The organism is Enterovibrio coralii, assembly GCF_001559595.1.
GTDB classification, from domain to species: domain Bacteria; phylum Pseudomonadota; class Gammaproteobacteria; order Enterobacterales; family Vibrionaceae; genus Enterovibrio; species Enterovibrio coralii.
Genome location: NZ_LNTY01000034.1, coordinates 139487 through 162407 on the forward strand (window position 1 = coordinate 139487; position 22921 = coordinate 162407).

A 22921-nucleotide genomic window follows, 5' to 3' on the forward strand; every position below is an offset into this window, starting at 1 on the left:
GATGGAATACCCAGCAGAACTTATTCTCGATTGGATGGCCCAGTTTTTCTGGCCGTTGACGCGCATCTCATCAATGATGATGACGATGACCTTCTTCGGTGCGCGCTATGTGCCTGTTCGTGTGAGATTGTATCTGTCGTTGGCCATCACCTTTGCAGTTATGCCTGCTGTGCCAAAAGTGCCGGAATCGATAGAACTGCTGTCCTATGGCGGTTTTGTGGTTTTGGCGCAACAGATACTGATCGGCGTGGCGATGGGCACGGTCACTCAATTTGTTACCCAAACTTTCGTTCTGCTCGGTCAAATCATCGGTATGCAATCGAGCTTAGGTTTCGCGTCCATGGTTGACCCAGCGAACGGTCAGAACACGCCCTTGCTTGGTCAGTTCTATCTTTTCGTTGCTACCATGTTGTTCCTCGCGACCGACGGGCACCTTCAAATGCTCAACCTTGTTGTCATGAGTTTTAAAAGTCTACCTATCGGAGAGATGCTGCAAGCTGCAGACTATCGGCTTATCGCCAGTTGGTTTGGCATCATGTTCAGCGTCGCGCTGGGCATGGCGTTAGCGGGCATCATCGCGCTGCTGGTGGTTAATCTCTCGTTTGGTGTGATGACCCGTGCTGCTCCGCAGTTAAACATCTTCTCGCTGGGTTTCTCCTTCGCACTGTTAGTGGGTCTTCTCATCAGCATGTATTTGCTGAGTGGTATCTTGCCGCATTACTTAAATCACTGGGAAACGGGTGTCGACACCATCTGTGACTTGATTCGTCTCGACTGCGCAACGGGCGGAGGTGCCTAATGGCAGAGAACGACGGTCAAGAACGTACAGAAGACGCCACGCCCCGAAGGCGGCAGCAGGCGCGGGAGAAAGGTCAGGTACCGCGCTCAAGAGAACTGGCATCCGTTGCTGTGCTCGTGGTAGGCGCAGTCGCGCTGATGTGGTTTGGTGAAGGTCTGGGTGTGGCGTTGATGGAAATCATGCGCAAGTTCTTCACCCTTACCCGAGACGAAATTTTTGACGTCACAACGCTAGGGTTGATTACCTATGGCGCGATTTTCCATATCGCGTGGCCACTGACGCTGGTGCTCACCATGCTATTCGTGGCGGGGCTTATTGGCGCGTCTGCGCTTGGCGGCGTGTCGTTTTCTTGGGAAGCTGCGCGTCCTAAGCTATCAAAAATGAGCCCGCTCCAAGGCATTAAGCGCATGTTTGGCAAACAAAGCTGGGTTGAGCTTATCAAGTCGATCTTGAAAGTGGCCTTGGTGTCTGGCGTGGCGTTTTATTTGATGTGGGCCAGTTTGGAAGACTTCTTCCAGCTAAACATCGAGACGTTCCCAACCAATCTGTACCACGCCTTAGATATTCTCCTGAACTTCGTCCTGCTGATTTGCTGTTCCTTGTTGGTCGTGGTGGCGATTGATGTGCCATTCCAGATCTGGCAGCACAATGAACAGCTAAAAATGACTAAGCAAGAAATCAAAGATGAATACAAAGAAACCGAAGGTAAGCCTGAAGTGAAAGGGCGGATCCGCATGTTGCAACGTGAGATGGCGCAGCGCCGGATGATGTCTGAAATCCCGTCGGCTGACGTAATCATTACCAACCCGGAACACTACTCGGTTGCGCTGCGCTACGACAGCAAAATCGACCGTGCTCCCATAGTGGTAGCGAAAGGTACTGACTTTTTGGCGTTGAAAATACGGGAGATTGCCGCTGAGCATGACATTACGATCGTGCCAGCACCACCACTTGCCCGTGCGGTCTATTTCAGCACAGAACTTGAGCAACAAATTCCTGACGGCCTGTTCGCTGCCGTCGCTCAGTTGTTAGCATACGTCTTCCAGCTCAAACAATACAAAAAAGGCCGGGGCCGGAAACCGAAATCCTTGGTTGACCAACAAATGCCCATACCGCCAGAATTACGTCACTAACGTGACCTACTCCTTTAATTTATTGAATTTAAGCACTAATTTTTTTGGTTTGTTTTTTGCATAATGCAACGTCATTACTCAGAAAAACGACTAAAAATTACTCATGAAGCTCTCTTTGCCGTTTTACGACAAGGTCCAAGACAAAATCCCGTTTAAACGCGGTGGTGCGTTCCCAGCGATCGGTGCGCCGTTGCTGGTATTGTCGACATTGGCGATGGTGGTATTGCCAATGCCGGCGGTGCTGCTTGACTTGATGTTCTCATTCAACATCGCTTTGTCTTTGGTTGTGCTTCTGGTAACGGTATACACCCGCAGACCGCTCGATTTCGCGGCATTCCCGACCGTCCTTCTTATTGCCACCTTAATGCGTTTGGCATTGAACGTTGCTTCTACCCGTGTGGTTCTGCTCAATGGCCATGAAGGCCCGGGCGCGGCCGGTGAGGTTATTGAAGCGTTCGGTTCGGTCGTTATCGGTGGTAACTACGCCGTTGGTCTGGTCGTGTTCCTTATCTTGATGATCATTAACTTTATGGTTGTTACCAAGGGTGCGGGCCGTATTTCTGAGGTAAGCGCACGTTTCACCCTTGATGCATTGCCAGGTAAGCAAATGGCCATCGATGCGGACTTGAACGCCGGTTTGATCAACCAAGAACAAGCCCGTACTCGCCGACAAGAAGTCACCAAAGAAGCTGACTTTTACGGTTCGATGGACGGTGCGTCTAAGTTCGTAAAAGGGGATGCCATCGCCGGTATCCTTATCCTTGTGATCAACATCGTGGGCGTCTCATCATCGGTATGGTGCAGCACGGCCTGACGTTCTCTGACGCTATCGAGATTTATGTTCTGCTGACTATCGGTGATGGTCTAGTCGCGCAAATTCCATCGCTGTTGCTGTCTATCGGCGCGGCGATCATGGTAACCCGTCAAAACACCGATGAAGACATGGGTCAGCAGTTGGTGTTCCAGCTGGTGGATAATCCGAAAGCACTGATCATCTCGACGGGCATCTTGTTTGTAATGGGTATCGTCCCGGGCATGCCGCATATTCCTTTCCTGACGCTCGCTTTGATTTGTGGTGGCTTCGCCTACTGGAAAACAAAACAAGTCGAAAAAGCCAAAATTGCCGCCGAGGAAGCCCCGCAACAAGAACTGGCACCGCCGAAACCAAAAGAGCTTTCTTGGGACGACGTACAGCCTGTCGATGTCATTGGTTTGGAAGTGGGTTATCGCCTGATTCCTATGGTTGACCGAGACCAAGGTGGTGAGCTGCTTGATCGCGTGAAAGGGGTGCGTAAGAAGCTATCTCAAGACTTTGGCTTCCTTGTACCGCCAGTACATATCCGCGACAACCTTGAACTGCCACCAAACAGTTACCGCATTACTTTGATGGGCGTGGCAGTCGGCGAAGCGGATATTCGCCCTGACAAGGAATTGGCGATTAACCCTGGTCAAGTTTTCGGCCCAATTGACGGTGAAGGTACTGTCGATCCGGCCTTTGGTCTGGAAGCAGTTTGGATTGAAAAATCCCAGCGCGAACATGCGCAAGCACTCGGCTACACCGTGGTGGATTCTGCCACTGTACTGGCAACGCATTTGAGTCAGATGCTGACCAACAACGCAGAACGTTTACTGGGCCACGAAGAAGCACAGAACCTGATTGATATGCTGGCGAAACAAGCACCGCGTCTGGTGGAAGGCCTAATCCCTGATTTGGTTTCGCTGGGTGTGGTAGTGAAAGTGATGCAGAACCTGCTTAACGAAGCTATCCCAATTCGTGATGTTCGAACCATCATTCAGACCCTGTCTGAGTACGCGCCGAAGAGTCAAGATCCCGACATCCTCACTGCGGCTGTACGTATTTCACTCAAGCGTCTAATCGTTCAAGAAATCAATGGTATAGCTCCTGAGCTGCCAGTGATTACATTGGTGCCTGAATTGGAACAGATATTGCATAAAACTATGCAAGCATCGGGTGGTGAATCGACGGGTATTGAACCTGGATTGGCTGAGCGATTACAGCAAAGTTTGTCTGAAGCAACACAGCAGCAAGAGCTGCAAGGCGAACCAGCCGTTCTTCTCACTTCTGGCGTATTACGTTCCACGCTTGCCAAGTTTGTGAAGAACACCATCCCATCCCTGCGCGTCCTGTCTTATCAGGAAGTGCCGGATGAAAAACAAATAAGAATTGTAAGAGCAGTTGGCAACTGATGCGCTGCATCAGTAAATCAGGACAACGATTTTGAAGATTAAACGATTTTTTGCAAAAGACATGCGTACTGCGCTTGCCGAAGTGAAAGAAGCTCTCGGCTCGGACGCGGTGATCATGTCCAACAAAAAAGTGACCGGTGGTGTCGAAATCGTGGCTGCTGTGGACACTGAAGCGCCAACCCGTGATACACGCAAAGAAGCTGCGCGTACACAGGTTGCCCAAAGCATGGAGCGCGCTCAGCAAACACGCCGCCTGGCCGAAGATAAAGTGCACCTGCGTCGAGACATTAGCAAAGAAGCGGCACGCAAACCTTTGGGCAGTGCATTGGGCAGCAAGTTTTCAAGCTTGCTGGACCGCTACCAGACTCAATTGACTGATTCAGACAAAGAGCCAAATGTTGAGCCAGAAGCCGATTCGCTGACAGCACTGTTGGCACGCCAAAACGAAGCGCGTCGTCGTCAGTCAGAGTCGTCTTATGGCGCGTTGACACAAACGTCATCTCGTCAAAATACCAACGGCTCAAACGGCCAAGGTTACGGTCGTGCGCCGTCGAACAATCAGCAACAAGCGAAAGGCCAAGAGCTGGATCGTCTCTATCGTCAAAAACGTGACGAGTTGCAGCGACGCGATGAACGTCAGCCGAGTCGTCAGGAGAGCCGTCAAGAAAACCGCCTAGACAGCACCCGCTACGAAGCGAGAAAGCCCGCGTCACGCCAAAGCGACGAAATTGAAGCGATGCGAAAAGAAATGGCGAGCATTCGTAGCCTTCTAGAGCACCAACTTTCAGGTCTGATGTGGCAGGAAGTGGAGCGCAAAGAGCCGCTACGTGCCATGCTGATTAAACGCTTGGAAAAGCTCGGTTTGTCACCAGTATTGGCGGATCAACTGGCAGGTTACATCCCAGAAGAAACACCACCGAATGAAGCTTGGTCAGAATTGCTCGATTTGCTGGCTGATCAGGTGATCACCTCTAGCGAAAACCTTTTAGAAACCGGTGGTGTGATCGCGCTTCTTGGTCCAACTGGCGTGGGTAAGACAACCACCATCGCCAAATTGGCCGCAAGAGCAGCGATGGACTTTGGTCCAGAAGAAATTGCATTAGTGACCACAGATACCTTCCGTATCGGTGCTCACGAACAGCTCGCAACCTACGGAAGAATCTTAGGTTGCCCTGTAAAAGTTGCTAAAGATGCCGAGGCTCTTGCCGATATCCTTTATCAGTTACGTCATCGTCGACTGATTCTGTTGGATACTGCGGGTATGGGACAACGGGATCTAAGGCTGTCAGAACAATTAGATACTCTGATTCAAAGCAGTGGCTCTCACATTCGGAGCCTACTCGTGTTGCCCGCCACTTCACAACGTCGCGTGTTACAAGAGACCATTGATCATTTTCGACGTATCCCGCTGTCGGGATGTGTCCTAACAAAACTGGATGAATCCCTCAGTCTTGGGGAATTATTGAGTGTGACCATCGAAAACGCCCTTCCTGTGACGTATTTAGCGGATGGACAGCGAGTGCCAGAAGACATTCGTCAAGCCAGCGGCCGCTATTTAGTCAACAGAGCAAGTGAACTGATGGATCAAGATTCAGAGCAGCAAAACCATTTCTGGAGTCATGATGTACCAGAGTCGAATGCGGCGGACTTTTATGATTGAGACAACCATGCATGATCAAGCAAGCGGCCTCCGCCGCCTGACAAACCCGACTCGCACAAAAGTAATAACCGTCACTGGTGGTAAGGGCGGTGTAGGTAAAACCAACATTACGTTGGGTATTGCTGCGTCAATGGCTAAGCAAGGCAAAAAGGTCATGGTACTGGATGCCGATTTAGGCTTGGCGAACGTCGATGTGCTGTTGGGCCTGCGTGTGGGTAAAAACCTGAGCCATGTTATGCAAGGCGAGTGCGATCTGAAGGACATCATCGTTGAAGGTCCTCATGGTATGCGCATTATTCCTGCGTCTTCCGGTATGCGTGGCATGACCGAACTGACACCTGCGCAACACGCGGGCTTGATTCGCGCGTTTGGTACGCTGGACGAAGACGTTGACGTGCTGTTGGTTGATACGGCGGCGGGTATCTCAGACATGGTTCTGAGTTTTTCTCGTGCCGCGCAAGATGTATTGATCGTGGTATGTGATGAGCCTACTTCCATCACAGATGCCTACGCGTTAATCAAGCTCCTAAGCCGTGAGCACGGTGTCACTCGATTCAAAGTCGTTGCAAATATGGTCAGAAGTTACCGCGAGGGTCGAGATTTATTCACAAAATTAACTCGGGTAACAGAAAGATTTTTAAATGCTAATCTAGAATTAGTAGCATGTGTCCCATTAGATGAACGTGTGCGTCAATCTGTGAAGAAGCAAAAAGTGGTTGTAGATGCGTTTCCAAAGGCTCCAGCTGCACTTGCTCTTAACGCATTGGCAAACAAAGCACTAACGTGGCCAGTGCCTAGAAACCCGGGTGGGCATTTAGAGTTTTTCGTAGAACGATTGCTCGTCCGAGACGAAGTGACGGGAGATTATCTCGGTGAATAGGACGCTCACCTACAGTAGGAGTGGCGCATCAACGGAAACAGTGTTTGAGCAATATTCGACGTTAGTTAAGCGGATTGCTCATCATTTGATTTCACGTTTGCCTCCTAATGTACAGGTAGAAGATCTTATTCAAGCAGGCATGGTTGGTTTGCTTGAAGCGCAGCAAAACTACGACCCTTCAAAAGGGGCGAGTTTTGAAACGTATGCGGGCATCCGTATTCGTGGAGCGATGCTCGACGACATTCGCAAAGGCGATTGGGTGCCAAGATCGGTACATAAAAACAACCGCCAGATCAGCGAAGTGATTTCGCAACTGGAAGGTGAGTTGGGCAGAGACCCAAACGACAAAGAGATTGCAAAGCGTTTAGGAATGAGCTTGGACCAATATTACCAAGCGCAAAATGACATCAACGCAGGGCGTTTGATTGGCATCGAAGACCTAGGCGTTTCAGAAGATGCTTTCATGACTGAAAGTCATCGCGACGAAAATCTTCCCTTTGAGGAAGTCGCCGAAGATAGTTTTAAGGGTCATTTGGCCAATGCTATCCGAGGACTTCCTGAAAGAGAGGCTTTGGTTCTCTCTCTCTACTACGATGAGGAACTTAACCTCAAAGAGATAGGGGCCATTATTGGGGTTAGCGAATCCCGAGTTTGCCAGATTCAAAATCAGGCAATGCAGCGGTTACGGACCAAGCTATCCGCTTGGTCAAAGTAAGTTTTTAAAATTATAAGGGACCTCACCGGAGGCAACTTTGGACACAAACATGAAAATCCTCGTTGTTGATGACTTTTCAACAATGCGACGTATCGTTAAGAACCTCCTTCGTGATCTGGGTTTCAACAATACCGTTGAAGCAGATGACGGCCTAACAGCACTGCCAATCTTGAAGAAAGGCGGTATTGATTTTGTCGTAACTGACTGGAACATGCCTGGTATGCAAGGTATTGACCTGCTCAAGACAATTCGTGCTGACGATGAATTGAAGCACCTCCCAGTGCTGATGATCACGGCGGAAGCGAAACGTGAGCAGATCGTTGAAGCCGCACAGGCGGGTGTTAACGGTTACATCGTTAAGCCATTTACTGCTGCGACGCTGAAAGAGAAGCTGGATAAGATTTTCGAACGCATGTGATTTACTTCTTCGCGCAGTGAAGGACTATTAAAACGATGATAACACTCGACCAAGCTAAAGAATTGGTCAGTTTGCTCGAAGAAGGGAATCAGGATGGCGCGGAGGAGCTGTTGGTTAAGATCACCAGTGATTCGCGCAATCCACTCTTCAATGAAGTAGGAAAACTGACCCGGCAACTGCACGATTCACTCGCTAATTTTCGTTTGGATCCTCGTGTCAGTGATTTGGCGACCAGCGAAATCCCAGATGCGAAAGATCGTCTGAATTTTGTTATGGAAAAAACGGAGCTTGCAGCTAACCGCACCATGGATGCGGTTGAAGCAACGCTGCCGATTGCCGACAACCTGCAAGAATGTCTCACTCAAGTTCGTCCTCAATGGAATAACTTGATGGGTGGCAAAATCGACATTGAGAGCTTTAAACAGCTTTGCCATCAAATTGATGGGCTGTTGACGCAAGTCGAAGGTGATACCACCAAACTTCAAGGCCAATTAACTGAAATCTTGATGGCACAGGACTTCCAAGACCTTACCGGTCAGGTCATCCGACGCGTTATCGAGTTAGTACAAGAAGTCGAGAAGCAACTGGTAGAAATCCTCACTGCGTTTGGTTTGGATGAAGACCAACAAGTAGAAACAGAACAACAATCTGGTATCGAGGCCGAAGGTCCAGTTATCTCTGAACAGCAGCGTCAAGAAAAACAAGTGATGCAAAGTCAGGATGACGTGGATGATTTGCTTTCCAGCCTTGGCTTTTAGGGGTGAGTTATGAGCTTTGAAATGGATGAAGAAATCCTGCAGGACTTTTTGATCGAAGCAGGTGAAATTCTGGAGTTGTTGTCTGAGCAATTGGTTGATCTGGAGAAAACGCCAGAAGACCGGGATTTGCTCAACGCGATCTTCCGTGGATTCCACACGGTTAAAGGTGGTGCGGGCTTTTTATCACTCACCGAGTTAGTTGATACTTGCCACGGTGCGGAAAACGTTTTCGATAACCTGCGAAATGGCGGTCGTGAACTAACGCCTGAGGTGATGGATACCATCCTTCAAGCACTTGATACCGTTAACGAACAGTTCGCTTGTGTTCAAGAACGTGAGCCTGCACCTGCGGCAGACCCTGCGCTGTTGGAAGCATTGCACAAATACAGCAGCCCGGCGAGTGCAGATGAAGCAGCAGAAGCTGTTGCCCCAGAACCAGAACCAGAACCTGAGCCGGAACCAGAACCAGAAGCCATCCCTGAGCCGCCAGCGGCAGAAGGCGGTGATGCTATCGCCGGTGACTCTGTTGACGAAATTACGGACGATGAATTCGACCGTCTCCTCGATCAGCTGCATGGTTCAGGTAAAGGGCCAGCTGCCGGAAATGCGGCACCAGAAGCGAGTGCTGCGCCTGCATCTGATGGCGACATTACCGACGATGAATTCGAAAAACTGTTAGACGACCTGCATGGTTCCGGTAAAGGACCAGCTGCAGGCGGTGCTGCAACGCCTCCACCGCAAAATGCTTCGGTTGAAAGTCCTGACAGTGACGAAATCACAGACGACGAATTTGAAAAACTGTTGGATGAACTGCATGGCAAAGGCAAGAGCCCTATAGCCGGTGGAGCACCAGCACCTGCTGCGCCAAAAGCAGAACCTGCACCTGCGCCGAAACCAGCACCTGCACCTAAAGCAGAAGCACCGGCAGCGAAACCGCCTGCGCCAGCGGCAAAACCGCCAGCAAAAGCGGAAGAGAAAAAGCCGCCTGCCCCTCAAGCTGAACAGACTGTACGTGTAAACACCTCAACCCTCGACACTATCATGAACATGGTGGGTGAGTTGGTTCTGGTACGTAACCGTCTCGTGAGTTTGGGCGCAAACAGCGACGACGAAAACATGGCGAAAGCGGTAACCAACCTCGACGTTGTTACTGCTGACCTGCAGGGTGCTGTTATGCAGACCCGCATGCAGCCAATTAAGAAGGTTTTCGGCCGTTTCCCTCGCGTTGTTCGTGACTTGGCGCGAAGTCTGAAAAAAGACATCGTGCTGGAAATGCGCGGTGAAGAAACCGATCTGGATAAAAACCTGGTTGAGGCACTCGCAGACCCAATGGTTCACTTGGTGCGTAACTCGGTTGACCACGGTATCGAAATGCCAGATAAGCGTGAAGCCAACGGCAAACCACGAACAGGTACCGTTACTCTGGCAGCATCCCAAGAGGGGGATCACATCCTCCTCACCATCGAAGATGACGGTGGCGGTATGGATGCAGAGAAACTGCGTGGCATTGCGGTTGAGCGCGGTGTAATGGATGCAGATGCAGCAGCGCGACTGACCGACACTGAAGCGTTTAACCTGATCTTTGCGCCAGGTTTCTCAACCAAGACTGAGATTTCAGATATCTCTGGTCGTGGTGTGGGTATGGACGTTGTTAAAACGGCAATTACTCAGTTAAACGGCACCATTTCAATCGACTCAGAGCTAGGTCGCGGTACGATCATTTCAATCAAGGTACCATTGACGCTGGCAATTCTGCCAACGCTGATGGTAGGCGTGGGTAACAACCCGTTTGCGTTCCCATTATCGAATGTGAATGAAATCATCAGCCTTGATTTGTCGAAAACAAACACCGTTGACGGACAATTGACGCTTATCGTTCGTGAAAAAGCGATTCCTCTGTTCTACCTGCAAGACTGGCTGTGTCCAGGACGCGGAACAACAAACAGAGAAAGCGGTCACGTGGTTATCGTTCAAATGGGCCATCAGCCAGTCGCGTTTGTTGTTGATTCTTTGATTGGCCAAGAAGAAGTGGTTATCAAACCTCTGGACGAATTGCTGCAAGGTACGCCTGGATGGCGGGTGCGACAATCACCAGTGATGGTCACATTGCGTTGATCCTCGATGTGCCAAACCTGCTTAAGCGTTACGCAGGTCGATAATTAAAAAAGGAATGATATGGCAGTGAAAGTTTTGGTGGTGGACGATTCCAGTTTTTTCCGCCGCCGAGTTAGTGAAATTATTAACGGGGACCCTCGCCTTCAAGTCATTGACTGTGCAGTCAATGGCAAAGAGGCTGTTGAAAAGGCAGCTCAGCTAAAACCAGACGTTATCACGATGGACATTGAAATGCCGGTGATGGACGGGATCACTGCAGTTCGCGAGATCATGCAATCGAACCCGACACCTATTTTGATGTTTTCTTCGCTCACTCATGACGGAGCAAAAGCGACGCTGGATGCGCTGGATGCCGGGGCTCTCGACTTCCTGCCAAAGAAATTCGAAGACATCGCTCGCAACCGAGATGAAGCCGTCACGTTGCTTCAGCAACGTGTGAGTGAAATCGCGCGTAAGCGTGCGTTTATGCGCCGACCAGCGATTGCACCTGTGAAAACTGCTGCAGCGACGACCGCTGCAGCACCTTCTTCGTCTCAGCGTGCGCCTGTGCGTGCGATGGCGAGCGGTGCTGCGACAGCAACTGCACCGGCTCCACGCGCACCTTCGGCTCCTTCTCGTTTTAAGGCAAGTGGAAAACGCTATCAGCTTGTGGCTATCGGTACATCAACCGGTGGTCCTGTTGCACTTCAGAAAGTGCTCAGTGCATTGCCAGCGAATTTCCCGTTGCCTATTTTGTTAATTCAACACATGCCTTCTACTTTCACGGCTGCATTTGCACAGCGTCTGAATGGACTTTGCAAAATCAGTGTGAAAGAAGCACAAGATGGTGAACCATTGAAAGCAGGTACCGCTTATTTGGCACCTGGCGGTATGCAAATGATGATCGATGGACGCGCTGGGGCGACCCGTGTGAAAATCATCGATGGTGGCGACCGCATGAATTACAAACCTTGTGTTGATGTGACATTTGGCTCTGCTGCCAATATTTATGGCGACAAAGTGTTGTCAATGGTATTGACCGGAATGGGTGCTGATGGTCGCGACGGAGCGAGATTGCTCAAGCAACATGGCTCTACGGTATGGGCGCAGGATGAAGAAAGCTGCGTGGTATACGGTATGCCGCAAGCGGTTGCTAAAGCAGGTATCTCCACCGAAGACCTTCCACTTGACCGCATCTCTGAGCGCATTCTTGTAGAGCTCAATCTGGTATAAGGAGCGGCTGTGATAGTCTGGAGCATTGCAAACCAGAAAGGGGGCGTGGGGAAAACAACCACAACGATTACCCTTGCTGGGCTTCTCAGCGAAAAGAACAAGCGTGTATTGTTGATCGACACCGATCCTCACGCTTCGCTGACGACCTATCTGAATTACGATTCGGAGAAGTTGTCACATACCCTGTTTGATTTATTTCAGCTTCAGACCATTAACCGTGACACGGTTAAGCCCCTTATCCTGAAAACCGAATACAAAAACCTCGATTTGTTGCCTTCACATATGTCGTTGGCAACGCTAGATCGCGCAATGGGAAACCGAGGTGGCATGGGCTTGATGTTGAAAAAAACATTGGCCTGCCTCGAAGGCGAATATGACTACGCACTCATTGACTGTCCACCAATTTTGGGCGTGATGATGGTGAATGCGCTGGCTGCAAGCAATCGTATTCTTATCCCTGTTCAAACCGAGTTCCTCGCGATGAAAGGCTTGGAGCGTATGGTGCGCACGTTGCAAATCATGCAGAAGTCGAGAAGCTCTGCATTCAAGGTTTGCATCATTCCGACCATGTACGACAAGCGCACGCGCGCCTCTCTTGAGACGTTGCAAGAACTGAAAGTGCGTTATCCCGACCAGGTTTGGACATCTGCGGTTCCGATTGATACTAAATTCCGTGATGCGAGCTTGAAGCACATGCCGCCATCGTATTACGCGAAAAATTGTCGTGGCGTCTTTGCATATAAAACGCTGCTCTCTTATTTGGAGCGACTCGAACAGGATGAAAGATAGCCGTGCCGTGTCCAGTGTTCAGGCATTGGATGATTACTTTGATGCGCTGTTGGATGAAGATGAACATCCCCAGTTAGCAGACACGGATGCTGAGCCACTATTAACGGATGCAGCACTGGATGTTGCACCCCAATTAAAAGCTGTCGCAATGGAGCCCGTTGAGAAATTCAGCGGCGCGACACTGACAAAAGAACAACGCGACTTGTCTTCAGTCGAAAAGCTGCTCAGTCAATTGCAGCTTGATGAAGACATGGAAGTGGAAGTGGAAGTGGTGGAAACCACAGAAACAATGGTGGAGACACAAACTGACATTGAAGTGTCAGTGGCGGTTGAAACCGAGCTAGAAACACATGTCGAAACGCTCACTGACGTTGCTGTAGAGCAAGACGTCGTGGTTGAGACGGAAGTTGTCGAAGCTGTTGACACTGAAGTGGCTATTGAGACCGAAACGGTGCTTGAAGAGCCGCAAGTGATAGAAGAGCTTGCAACTGAAACGCTAGAAGCGGAAGCGGTTTACGTTGAAGAAACCGTGACGGTTGAAGAAGAGGTCGTTGTTGATGCGACGTCCGACGTTGATACCGATACCGAGATGGAAACCGAAAGTGCGGTCGAAGAAGAGACGTCACCGCCATGGAAAAACATCGTTCCTGAACATGGCTTTCAGGTGTTGTTTTTCGAATCTTTCGGTGTGACATATGCGGTACCACTGGCAGAACTCGGTGGTATTCACAAGCTAGAAGAGTGCAATCACCTGATCGGTCGCCCAGATTGGTATTTGGGCTTACAGACCGAACGTGAGCAGCAACTCGATGTGGTGGATACCGCGAAATGGGTGATGCCAGAAAAAATAACAGATAACAGCCATCGCGACGGCTATAGTTATATTGTGCTCTTGGGTGACAGTAAATGGGGCTTGGCTTGCAACGCTCTACTAGGGACAGAATCACTCAATGGCGAACAAGTGCGATGGCGTGAGCAAGCAGGTAAACGACCTTGGCTCGCAGGATTGGTAAAACAGAAAATGTGTGCACTGATCCATGTAGAGGCGTTGGTTACCATGCTTAATCAAGGTATTGATGCCAATGCGTTGGCGTAGCACAGCACGTAAAGAGGAAAATAAATGTCTCAGGTAGCTGAAGTCCAAAAAGAAAACGTGAATGACGAGGTCCTGCAGTGGGTGACCTTCCAGCTGGAAGACGAAACCTATGGCATTAATGTCATGCAGGTGCGAGAAGTATTGCGCTATACCGAAATTGCCCCTGTACCCGGTGCGCCGGATTATGTACTTGGCATCATTAACCTTCGCGGTAATGTTGTTACGGTTATCGACACGCGCTCCCGTTTCGGTCTGATGCAGGGTGAAGTAACGGATAACACGCGTGTTATCGTTATCGAAGCTGAATCTCAGGTTATCGGCATCATGGTCGATAGCGTTGCTGAAGTGGTTTACCTCAAAACCTCTGAAATCGATACCACACCAAGCGTGGGTACTGACGAAAGCGCGAAGTTTATTCAAGGCGTAAGCAACCGCAACGGTAACCTGTTGATCCTGGTTGATCTGAATAAACTGCTCTCTGACGAAGAGTGGTCTGATATGGCCATGCTGTAATGCTCGAGAGCGTGTTGTACTGGTTGCCGCTAGGGATAAGCTTATTCGTAGCGGCAATTGCGCTTGTATTATGGCGACGCGAAAAGAAAGCAATCGCGCAGCTTGAAGCAAAATGTCAGGCCATGGAGCTGTTGTTGAAAAACGCACGACAGCAACATGAAAGCCTTAGTAAACAGTTTAATGAGCTGCGTGCGGGTTCTATTGGTATGAGCCAAAAGCTGGCTGAGCTTTCCCATCGTTTCGATGATTTGATGGAAAAGCAGCATGAGCTTGAAATGCACGACCAAGATGGCAGGCTTTACTCTCGTGCCAGTAAGATGGTGGAGTTAGGGGCTGACATCAATGAGCTGATGGAAGAGTGCGATCTTCCTAAAGCCGAAGCAGAGCTGCTTCTTAGCATAAGAAAACAGAGAATGATGCGTTAATTCAACGCCTTATTTCATTTAGGCTCCGCTACACTTTCTGATTGACGACTGACCCCTCCCAACCTGGAGGGGTTTTTCCATCTAGGTACCAAGCAAACGCAATAAGTTCTGCAATCACTAGGTAGAGAGCTTCAGGTATCTCATCTCCCACTTCAAGCGCAGACAGCCACTGCATCAAGGTTTCATCACTGTGGATGAGCCCGCCTTGCTTTTCCATTTCCTCTATTAGCTTCTCAGCCAATGCCTCATAGCCTTTGGCTGAAACATGTGGCGCGTTTACACCATCGTATTTGAGTGCAACGGCACTTTTTGCTTTCTTCATACTTGGATATTCAACCCCGTGTGGATGGTTGCTTCTGGCTGCGTAGGTGTTGTTATCACCTCGCACGAGGTGACGCTAATACTGTGTTTGGAGAGTTGCGCTTCCAACACCGGCTGCGATTTTTCTACCAATTGCTTTAACGCGTCAGAGTCCGTTGAAAAGCTTAAGTCCAATTGCTGGTCTTCAAGTTCAGCGGTTGCGGTTAATTGCCTGTTGTTTGACAGCGTCAGATTGACGCTGACACTCCAACGAGATTTTTTCCGTATCTTCGGGGTCTTTTTCTTCACGGAGACCTCGACTTTCGTTTGCTCTGTTGTGCCAAAACAAAATAGCCAGGTGAACTCTCCTGGTTTGGTTGCGTCAGTCTGAAAACGCTGCTCTGCCAAAAGCTGGATAGCAGCCTTCAAAGAAGAGGACTCGTCGCTCTCAGTGCGTTGCCGGAGAAGTGTCAGTGCCTCGATCAACGCTTTGTCTGGTTGCCTTTCCGCTAGCCATTTGGCGAGGAGCGCTGGGTCTTTGGGCGCAATGAGATTATTGAGTAAAACGTGAAGGGGAGACGACGCATCTTGTTTACTGGCGATTCGATACAGCGAGGGAAACACATTGAGTAACTGTAGAAGCTGCGAAAGTTGAGAAAATTGTTTGGTATTCAGGGAACTGTTAGCGGTTTCTGTTTGTCCGAGCTTAACCAACTCTTTGAGGCCATTGTTTTGGATGAGAGCCAGCGTTAGTGCGTTGATGTTTCCTGTGTTATCGATTTTCATATTTACTCACAATTATTAACGCGTCTCATGTAACAGCAAAATCTCGCAGCTAACAGTACCACGTGCCTCTATGATATTATCGGGCGAAATTTTCATTACTTTATCTGGAAACCAGATTTCTCATGCTAGAAGTGCGTCAACTCAGCTGTATTCGTGATGAGCGAGTGCTGTTTGAAGACCTCAATTTCACGGTGTCTACGGGTGACCTCGTTCAAATTGAAGGCCCAAATGGGGCAGGAAAAACAACCCTTTTGCGCATTATTGCGGGGCTAGGGTTAGCTGAGTCGGGAGACGTGCTTTGGCAGGGCGAAAGTGTTAATCGCGCACGAGACGAGTTTTACAGTGATTTGCTGTTTTTAGGCCATAGTACAGGCGTAAAACGCGAGCTGACAGCATTCGAAAACCTGGCGTTCTATCAAAAAATGCACGGTAGTGCTGACAAAGATAAGTTGTGGGACGCACTGGCACGTGTTGGCCTTGCGGGGCGTGAGGATGTTGCTGCGGCGCAGTTATCAGCAGGACAAAATCGTCGCGTTGCACTGGCAAGACTTTGGATCAGCGAAGCGAAGCTTTGGGTACTCGATGAGCCGCTCACTGCGATTGATAAGCAAGGCGTGAAAGTATTGGAAAATTTGTTCCAGCAGCACGTGGATAACGGTGGCATGGTGTTGTTTACCACGCACCAAGACATGTTTGTCGACAACGCGAATCTGCGTCGCATTAAACTGGGGGCGTAATGGGTTCGGCTACTTTCTCAATGATCCAGCGAGAGCTGCTTATCGCGTACCGTCGACAATCTGACATGATGAACCCACTGTGGTTTTTCATCATTGTCATTACCTTGTTCCCACTTGGCGTAGGGCCAGGACCAAACTTATTAGCAGAAATTGCCCCCGGTATCATTTGGGTGGCGGCACTACTGGCGGCCGTTGTGTCGTTGGAGCGCATGTTTAAAGACGACTTTGCAGATGGCTCTCTTGAGCAAATGCTTTTGATGCCTGAGCCGCTGCCCGTGTTGGTATTTGCGAAAATCGTCGCGCATTGGCTGCTCACCGGACTGCCGCTTTTGATCATAAGTCCGCTTTTGGCTGTATTGCTTTCTTTAGACTGGGAAGCATACAAAGCGGTGGTGCTAACGCTTTTATTGGGCACGCCAACCCTGAGTTTCCTAGGCTCCATTGGCGTAGCGTTGACGGTAGGACTGAGAAAAGGCGGCGTATTGTTAAGCCTACTGGTTCTTCCTTTGTTTATTCCGGTTCTGATCTTCGCGACGTCGGCGATCGATATGGCCGCAAGTGGTTTTGCGATCAATGGGCAGTTGGCGATTCTGGGCGCACTGCTGGTTGGATCGGCAACATTGTCTCCGTTTGCTGCATCAGCAGCATTGAGAGTCAGTGTGCAATAATTTTTATTATTAACTGAGAGCGATATTTGCAATGTGGAAGTGGCTTCATCCTTATGCTAAGCCTGAGGCAACCTACCAGCTGTGTAACAAACTGCTGCCTTGGTTCGCTATCTTGGCTCTTGCGTCTTTAATTACAGGGACGATCTGGGGGTTGGCGTATGCACCTTCTGATTACCAGCAAGGGGATAGCTTTAGAATTATTTACATCCACGTACCAGCGGCAATCTGGTCAATGGGTGCGTACATGTCGATGGCAATCGCTGCGTTTATTGGCTTGGTCTGGCAAATCAAAACGTCAGATTGGGCTGCTGCGGCGATGGCACCAGTTGGCGCTGTGTTCACTTTCATTGCGTTGGTCACGGGCGCCATTTGGGGTAAACCAATGTGGGGTGCGTGGTGGGTGTGGGATGCGCGTCTAACCTCAGAGCTCATTTTGCTGTTCTTGTACCTTGGTGTGATTGCGCTTTATAACGCTTTTGACGATGAGCGCACGGCTGGCCGTGCAGCAGGCATCCTGGCGATTGTGGGTGTTATCAACCTGCCAATCATTCACTTCTCGGTAGAGTGGTGGAATACCCTGCATCAGGGCGCGACCATCACCAAGTTTGCAAAACCGTCAATCGCTAACGACATGCTGTGGCCTTTGCTACTGAACATTCTTGGCTTTGCGCTGTTCTTCGGTGCGCTGACGTTGATGGGACTAAAAAACAAAATCTTGCAACGCGAAGCCCATCGTCCTTGGGTACGTGAATTGGTGGAGCGAGCGTAAACATGCATTTTTCTTCGATTTCTGAATTTTTAGCGATGGGCGGTTACAGTGCCTACGTGTGGAGTGCATTTGCCATCACTTTCATTGCCATGCTTTGGCTGGTGGTGTCGGCGCATTTTACTCGTCGCAAACTCTTTCGTGAGATTAAGAACAAAGTTGCCCGAGAGCAGCGCATTAAGAAAGCTGAAAAGATGGAGAACACGTTATGAATCCAAGACGCAAGAAACGATTGGGGCTCGCGTTAGCTCTATTGTTTGGTGTAGGCGCAACAATTGGTCTGGTGCTGTATGCACTGAACCAAAATATGGATTTATTCTACACGCCGACTGAGCTGGTTAACGGCAAACCAGATGGCACCAAGCCAGAGGTTGGTCAACGTCTACGTATCGGCGGCATGGTTGTGGCGGATTCTGTTCAACGTGATCCTGAATCTTTGAAAGTAACCTTTAAAGTGGCGGACATTGGTCCACAAGTCACGGTCGAATTTGATGGCATCCTCCTGATCTGTTCCGTGAAGGGCAGGGTATCGTGGCGCAAGGTGAGTTGATTGATGCAACGACTGTGCGCGCGCATGAAGTGCTGGCCAAGCACGATGAAGAATATATGCCACCTGAAATTGCAGAAGCAATGAACAAAGGGCATACGCCACTTGAATACACTGAGCAGCAAAAACAGGGTAGCTACTAATGATTGCTGAACTGGGGCATTTCGCTCTCATAATCTCTCTTGGTTTTTCCGTATTGTTGAGCATCTACCCATTGTGGGGTGCTCAAGTTGGAAACCAAGCCATGATGCGCTCGGCGCGTCCGCTTTCCATCGGCATGTTCTTGATGCTGCTGTTGTCATTCATCGCACTGAGTTGGGCGTTTTACACCAATGACTTCACTGTGTCGTACGTTGCGAGCAACTCAAACAGTGCGTTGCCTTGGTACTACCGTTTAACTGCGGTATGGGGTGCACACGAAGGCTCACTGTTGCTTTGGGTGCTTATTCAAGCCGGTTGGACCGTAGCGGTTGCGATTTTTAGTCGTGGAATGCCGCTTGAATCAGTGGCTCGCGTGCTGGCTGTGATGGGTATGATCGGTGTTGGCTTCTTGCTGTTCATCATTCTGACCTCAAACCCATTTGAGCGCACACTGCCTTACTTCCCTGTTGATGGTCGCGACCTCAACCCGCTTCTGCAAGATCCGGGTCTGATTGTTCACCCGCCGATGCTTTACATGGGTTACGTAGGCTTCTCGGTTGCGTTTGCATTTGCTATTGCGTCTTTGATGGCTGGTCGTCTTGATACGGCATGGGCACGTTGGTCTCGTCCTTGGACGATTGCCGCATGGGTTTTCCTGACGCTGGGTATCGCACTGGGCTCTTGGTGGGCTTACTACGAACTTGGCTGGGGCGGCTGGTGGTTCTGGGATCCAGTAGAAAACGCGTCATTTATGCCTTGGCTTGCGGGTACCGCGTTGATGCACTCGCTGGCAGTAACAGAAAAGCGCGGCACATTTAAAGCGTGGACAGTATTGCTGGCAATCTCTGCGTTCTCATTGAGTTTGCTGGGTACCTTCCTTGTACGTTCAGGCGTACTGGTGTCGGTGCATGCGTTTGCCTCTGACCCAACGCGCGGTCTGTTTATTTTGGCGTTCTTGGTTGCGTTATCGGTGGTTCTCTGCTCCTTTACGCGCTGCGCGCATCGGAAGTGCGTGTACGAGGCAACTTTGAATTGGTATCGCGTGAGAACGCACTGCTAGCGAACAACATTTTGCTGGTAGCCGCTTTGGTGGTTGTGCTTCTGGGTACCTTGCTGCCATTGGTACACAAGCAATTGGGCTTGGGCTCGGTGTCAATCGGTGAACCGTTCTTCAACCTGCTGTTTACTTGGCTGTCCGTACCCTTTGTCTTCCTGCTGGGTATCGGTCCGCTGATCCGTTGGAAGCGTGACAATCTGGGCAAAGTGAAAAAAGAGCTGATTGTCAGTGGTGTGTTATCCGTTGTTCTGGGTATTGCACTGGTTTGGATCTTTGCTGACAAATTTATGCCGCTGGCGGCATTGGGTGCGGTGATGGGCCTTTGGGTCATCATTACTCAGTCTATCGAAGTGTACCAACGTGCAACGCATCGCCATGATTTGGTAACTGGTTTAGGTAAGCTGGGTCGTAGCCACTGGGCAATGGTGTTGGGCCATATCGGTCTTGCTGTGTCTGTGCTGGGTATTGCGATGGTACAGAACTACGACATCGAACGTGACGTGAAAATGGCACCGGGCGATCGCATTGTGATGCAAGGCTACGAGTTCCACTTTGCTGGTCTGCGTGACAAAGATGGTCCGAACTACGATGGTTATATTGCGGACTTCGACATCTACAAAAATAACAAGCGTGTTAATACCTTGCATGCTGAAAAACGCTTCTACAACGTACAGCGTTCAATGATGACAGAAGCAGCGATTGATCGTGGTATCACCCGTGACTTGTATGTGGCGATGGGTGAACGCCTGCCAGATGGTTCTTGGGCGGTACGTATTTACTACAAACCGTTTGTCCGTTGGATCTGGTTCGGTGCTGTGCTTATGTCTATTGGTGGTTTGTTTGCGATGTCAGATAAACGCTACCGTTTCCGTCAAAAATCGAAATCGGCAGTGTCAGCCGAACCTGTGAAGGAGGTTTAAGGGTGAAAAAATCTTTACTCTTCATCCCTCTCGTTTTGTTTATGATTCTGGTCGCCTTTTTCTTTGTGCAGCTAGGTAAAAACGCGGAAGGTGATGACCCAACAAAGCTGGAATCTGTTTTGGTGGGTAAGCAAGTACCAGAATTCCGCTTAGAGGACTTGACTGAGGCGGGAAGGCTCTATGATCAAAGCATTTTCCGCGGTCAGCCATTGCTGCTCAACGTTTGGGCGACATGGTGCCCTACTTGTTATGCGGAACATACCTACTTGAATGAGTTGGCGGCCAAAGGTGTCAAAATCATCGGCCTTAACTACAAAGATGACCGTGTGAAAGCCATCGATTGGCTGAACAACCTAGGGAACCCATACCTCATCAGCCTGTTTGATGGTAATGGTATGTTGGGCTTGGATTTGGGCGTGTATGGCGCACCTGAAACCTTCCTTATCGATGCTAACGGTGTCATTCGCTATCGCCATGCTGGTGATGTGAACGATCGCAACTGGAACGATACGCTGGGCCCGATCTATGACCAAATGATGGCGGAGGCGAAAAAGGGATGATGAAACGTTTCTATTTGGCCGTTCTGATTGCGCTATCGGCGGTGTTTACAGTCAATGCCGCAATCGAAGTGTACGAGTTTGACTCGCCTGCGCAGGAAGAGGCATTTAAAAAGCTCGGTAAAGAACTGCGCTGTCCGAAGTGTCAGAATAACAACATCGCGGATTCAAATGCTGGCTTAGCGCAAGACCTTCGACTGAAGGTCTATGACATGCTGAAAGACGGCAAAAGTGAAGATGAAATCGTGGACTACATGATTGCTCGCTATGGCAATTTCGTTACCTACGATCCACCGCTGTCTGCATCAACGCTGATCCTTTGGGTGGGACCGCTTCTGTTTGTAGTGATTGGTTTTACCGTTTTGGTCGTGCGCAGTCGCAAACCAAGATCTGCAACGGAAAGCGTCACGCTGGATCGCGATGAAGAAGCGCGTCTTGCTGCTTTGCTGAGTGATGAAGAAACTGACAATAAGAACAAGGACAACAACGGATGAGTGAAATGTGGTTCTGGCTGCTCACAGCCTTAATGGTACTCGTGTCTGTTGCCGCCTTTGTCGTGCCTATCTTACGCGGTAAAGCGCAAGATGAAGTTGCCAGCCGTGATGAGCTAAACAAAGCGTTTTTCCGCGACCGTATGGCAGAGCTAAACGAAGAAGCAGAAGAAGGCTTGGTTGATAACCAAAAAGAACTGGCAGTTGAGCTTCAACAGTCTCTGCTGGATGACATTCCTTCAAGCGAACAAGCACTATCAAGCAACAAGGTATCGCCAGTGGTGTTGGTGCCTGGCGTGTTGGTGCTGGTTTTCCTGAGCTACGGTCTCTACAACGTGATGGGCAACCAACACAATGTGACTGAATGGCAAGATGTGGCGTCTCGTCTTCCTGAGCTGTCTTCTCGTTTGATGTCTGATAGCGAAGAGCCGATGACAGACAAGGAGATGAACGATCTGACCTTGTCTTTGCGCACTAAGCTCCACGATACACCGAATGATGCGATGGGTTGGTTGCTGTTAGGTCGTATTGGTTTGGCGAACCGTGATATTCAAACTGCAGAAGGTGCAATGGCAAAAGCTTACGACCTGTCTCCAGGTGATACCGATATCAAACTGGGTTATGCGCAAACCTTGATGCTGAGCGGTGACGAGGCAAATGTCGCAAATGCACGTAATTTGCTTCGTGAAGTGATTCGTGAAGATCACGCAAACCTGCAAGCATTCTCTTTGCTAGCATTCGAAGCGTTCGAGCGTGGTGCTTATGAAGAAGCAATTGCAGCTTGGTCAACCATGAAGCAACTGCTGCCAGCAGATGACCCGCGAGTCTCGATGCTAGATCGCAGCATTGAACGTGCACAAGTGCATGTGGGTGGGGTAGAAGGTCAGTCAGTGTCAGTAAACATCGCGTTGGAAGATGGCGTTAAGCTGCCTGAGCAAGGTGTCTTGATTGTTTCTGTCCACTCTGCTGATGGCGCACCAATGCCTGTTGCTGCGAAAAGGCTGCCCCTGAGTCGATTCCCATTGAATGTTGAACTGACAGACGTAGACAGCATGATCCCAGAGCGTCAAATGTCCTCTTTGCCTGAAGTGATTGTCAAAGCGCGTATCGACAATGATGGCAATGTAATGACGAAAGATGGCGACTGGTACGGTGAAACATCTCCCTTTAAGATGGGTGGTGAGTCTCAGATCGTGATTAACCAAAAGTATTAAGTGTTTTATACTTTGG

The 22921-nt window shown here is 49.7% G+C and carries 21 protein-coding genes and 4 pseudogenes; 23 read left to right on the plus strand and 2 right to left on the minus strand.

What is annotated here, in order from left to right:
* The first annotated feature begins 1 nt into the window (after position 1).
* The 14 genes and pseudogenes from fliR to ATN88_RS12045 all read left to right on the plus strand — a co-directional run bounded on the left by fliR (position 2) and on the right by ATN88_RS12045 (position 14721).
* Positions 2-799: a flagellar biosynthetic protein FliR gene (gene fliR, locus ATN88_RS11980; protein ID WP_067415958.1), complete on the plus strand. Its 798-nt coding sequence runs from the start codon at positions 2-4 to the stop codon at positions 797-799.
* Entirely contained in the window at positions 799-1932 is a 1134-nt protein-coding gene (flhB, locus tag ATN88_RS11985; RefSeq protein WP_067415961.1) for a flagellar biosynthesis protein FlhB, read from the plus strand. Before fliR ends, flhB begins: the two co-directional genes overlap by 1 nt.
* Before the next feature lie 103 nt (positions 1933-2035).
* A pseudogene (gene flhA, locus ATN88_RS11990) lies at positions 2036-4140 on the plus strand (flagellar biosynthesis protein FlhA).
* A 31-nt stretch (positions 4141-4171) separates the two neighbouring features.
* Entirely contained in the window at positions 4172-5800 is a 1629-nt protein-coding gene (gene flhF, locus ATN88_RS11995) for a flagellar biosynthesis protein FlhF (protein ID WP_067415964.1), read from the plus strand.
* Positions 5793-6680: a MinD/ParA family protein gene (locus ATN88_RS12000; RefSeq protein ID WP_067415967.1), complete on the plus strand. Its 888-nt coding sequence runs from the start codon at positions 5793-5795 to the stop codon at positions 6678-6680. Before flhF ends, ATN88_RS12000 begins: the two co-directional genes overlap by 8 nt.
* On the plus strand, positions 6673-7395 hold the full coding sequence (locus tag ATN88_RS12005; RefSeq protein ID WP_067415970.1) for an RNA polymerase sigma factor FliA: 723 nt from the start codon (positions 6673-6675) through the stop codon (positions 7393-7395). Before ATN88_RS12000 ends, ATN88_RS12005 begins: the two co-directional genes overlap by 8 nt.
* 49 nt (positions 7396-7444) lie before the next feature.
* On the plus strand, positions 7445-7813 hold the full coding sequence (gene cheY / locus ATN88_RS12010) for a chemotaxis response regulator CheY (RefSeq protein ID WP_067415973.1): 369 nt from the start codon (positions 7445-7447) through the stop codon (positions 7811-7813).
* Positions 7814-7848: 35 nt separating this feature from the next.
* A complete protein-coding gene (locus ATN88_RS12015) occupies positions 7849-8571 on the plus strand; it encodes a protein phosphatase CheZ (protein WP_067415976.1) in 723 nt (240 codons plus the stop codon).
* 9 nt (positions 8572-8580) lie between these two features.
* Positions 8581-10730, plus strand: a pseudogene (locus ATN88_RS12020) (chemotaxis protein CheA).
* A gap of 16 nt (positions 10731-10746) precedes the next feature.
* A complete protein-coding gene (locus ATN88_RS12025; protein WP_067415979.1) occupies positions 10747-11898 on the plus strand; it encodes a protein-glutamate methylesterase/protein-glutamine glutaminase in 1152 nt (383 codons plus the stop codon).
* 9 nt (positions 11899-11907) lie between these two features.
* Positions 11908-12687, plus strand: coding sequence for a ParA family protein (locus ATN88_RS12030; protein WP_067415983.1), 780 nt, complete (start codon positions 11908-11910; stop codon positions 12685-12687).
* Positions 12677-13783, plus strand: a complete 1107-nt coding sequence (locus tag ATN88_RS12035) for a chemotaxis protein CheW (protein ID WP_067415986.1) — start codon at positions 12677-12679, stop codon at positions 13781-13783. Before ATN88_RS12030 ends, ATN88_RS12035 begins: the two co-directional genes overlap by 11 nt.
* Positions 13784-13807: 24 nt before the next feature.
* Complete coding sequence (locus ATN88_RS12040; protein WP_067415988.1) at positions 13808-14296, plus strand: chemotaxis protein CheW; 489 nt, start codon at positions 13808-13810, stop codon at positions 14294-14296.
* A complete protein-coding gene (locus ATN88_RS12045; RefSeq protein WP_067415991.1) occupies positions 14296-14721 on the plus strand; it encodes a DUF2802 domain-containing protein in 426 nt (141 codons plus the stop codon). Before ATN88_RS12040 ends, ATN88_RS12045 begins: the two co-directional genes overlap by 1 nt.
* Before the next feature lie 28 nt (positions 14722-14749).
* Here ATN88_RS12045 and ATN88_RS12050 read toward each other — a convergent pair whose 3' ends face one another.
* Positions 14750-15043, minus strand: coding sequence for an EscU/YscU/HrcU family type III secretion system export apparatus switch protein (locus tag ATN88_RS12050; RefSeq protein WP_067415995.1), 294 nt, complete (start codon positions 15041-15043; stop codon positions 14750-14752).
* Complete coding sequence (locus tag ATN88_RS12055) at positions 15040-15807, minus strand: flagellar hook-length control protein FliK (protein ID WP_067415998.1); 768 nt, start codon at positions 15805-15807, stop codon at positions 15040-15042. The genes ATN88_RS12050 and ATN88_RS12055 overlap by 4 nt, the downstream gene beginning before the upstream one ends.
* A 122-nt stretch (positions 15808-15929) precedes the next feature.
* Here ATN88_RS12055 and ccmA point away from each other — a divergent pair, with 122 nt between their 5' ends.
* From ccmA to ccmI, 9 genes and pseudogenes are all read left to right on the plus strand, one after another.
* Positions 15930-16544, plus strand: a complete 615-nt coding sequence (gene ccmA, locus ATN88_RS12060) for a cytochrome c biogenesis heme-transporting ATPase CcmA (RefSeq protein WP_067416001.1) — start codon at positions 15930-15932, stop codon at positions 16542-16544.
* Positions 16544-17212, plus strand: a complete 669-nt coding sequence (gene ccmB, locus ATN88_RS12065; protein ID WP_067416005.1) for a heme exporter protein CcmB — start codon at positions 16544-16546, stop codon at positions 17210-17212. The genes ccmA and ccmB overlap by 1 nt, the downstream gene beginning before the upstream one ends.
* A 31-nt stretch (positions 17213-17243) precedes the next feature.
* Positions 17244-17981 carry a heme ABC transporter permease gene (locus ATN88_RS12070; RefSeq protein WP_067416009.1) on the plus strand — a complete coding sequence of 246 codons (738 nt, stop codon included), beginning with the start codon at positions 17244-17246 and terminating at the stop codon, positions 17979-17981.
* 2 nt (positions 17982-17983) lie between these two features.
* Positions 17984-18190, plus strand: coding sequence for a heme exporter protein CcmD (gene ccmD / locus ATN88_RS12075; RefSeq protein WP_067416011.1), 207 nt, complete (start codon positions 17984-17986; stop codon positions 18188-18190).
* Positions 18187-18668 (plus strand): annotated as a pseudogene (gene ccmE / locus ATN88_RS12080) (cytochrome c maturation protein CcmE). The gene ccmD and the pseudogene ccmE overlap by 4 nt, the downstream one beginning before the upstream one ends.
* Positions 18668-20643, plus strand: a pseudogene (locus ATN88_RS12085) (heme lyase CcmF/NrfE family subunit). Before ccmE ends, ATN88_RS12085 begins: the two co-directional pseudogenes overlap by 1 nt.
* Positions 20644-20645: 2 nt before the next feature.
* Positions 20646-21203: a DsbE family thiol:disulfide interchange protein gene (locus ATN88_RS12090; RefSeq protein ID WP_067416014.1), complete on the plus strand. Its 558-nt coding sequence runs from the start codon at positions 20646-20648 to the stop codon at positions 21201-21203.
* Positions 21203-21694: a cytochrome c-type biogenesis protein gene (locus ATN88_RS12095; RefSeq protein WP_067417513.1), complete on the plus strand. Its 492-nt coding sequence runs from the start codon at positions 21203-21205 to the stop codon at positions 21692-21694. Before ATN88_RS12090 ends, ATN88_RS12095 begins: the two co-directional genes overlap by 1 nt.
* Positions 21691-22905, plus strand: a complete 1215-nt coding sequence (gene ccmI, locus ATN88_RS12100; protein ID WP_067416017.1) for a c-type cytochrome biogenesis protein CcmI — start codon at positions 21691-21693, stop codon at positions 22903-22905. The genes ATN88_RS12095 and ccmI overlap by 4 nt, the downstream gene beginning before the upstream one ends.
* Positions 22906-22921: the final 16 nt, after the last annotated feature.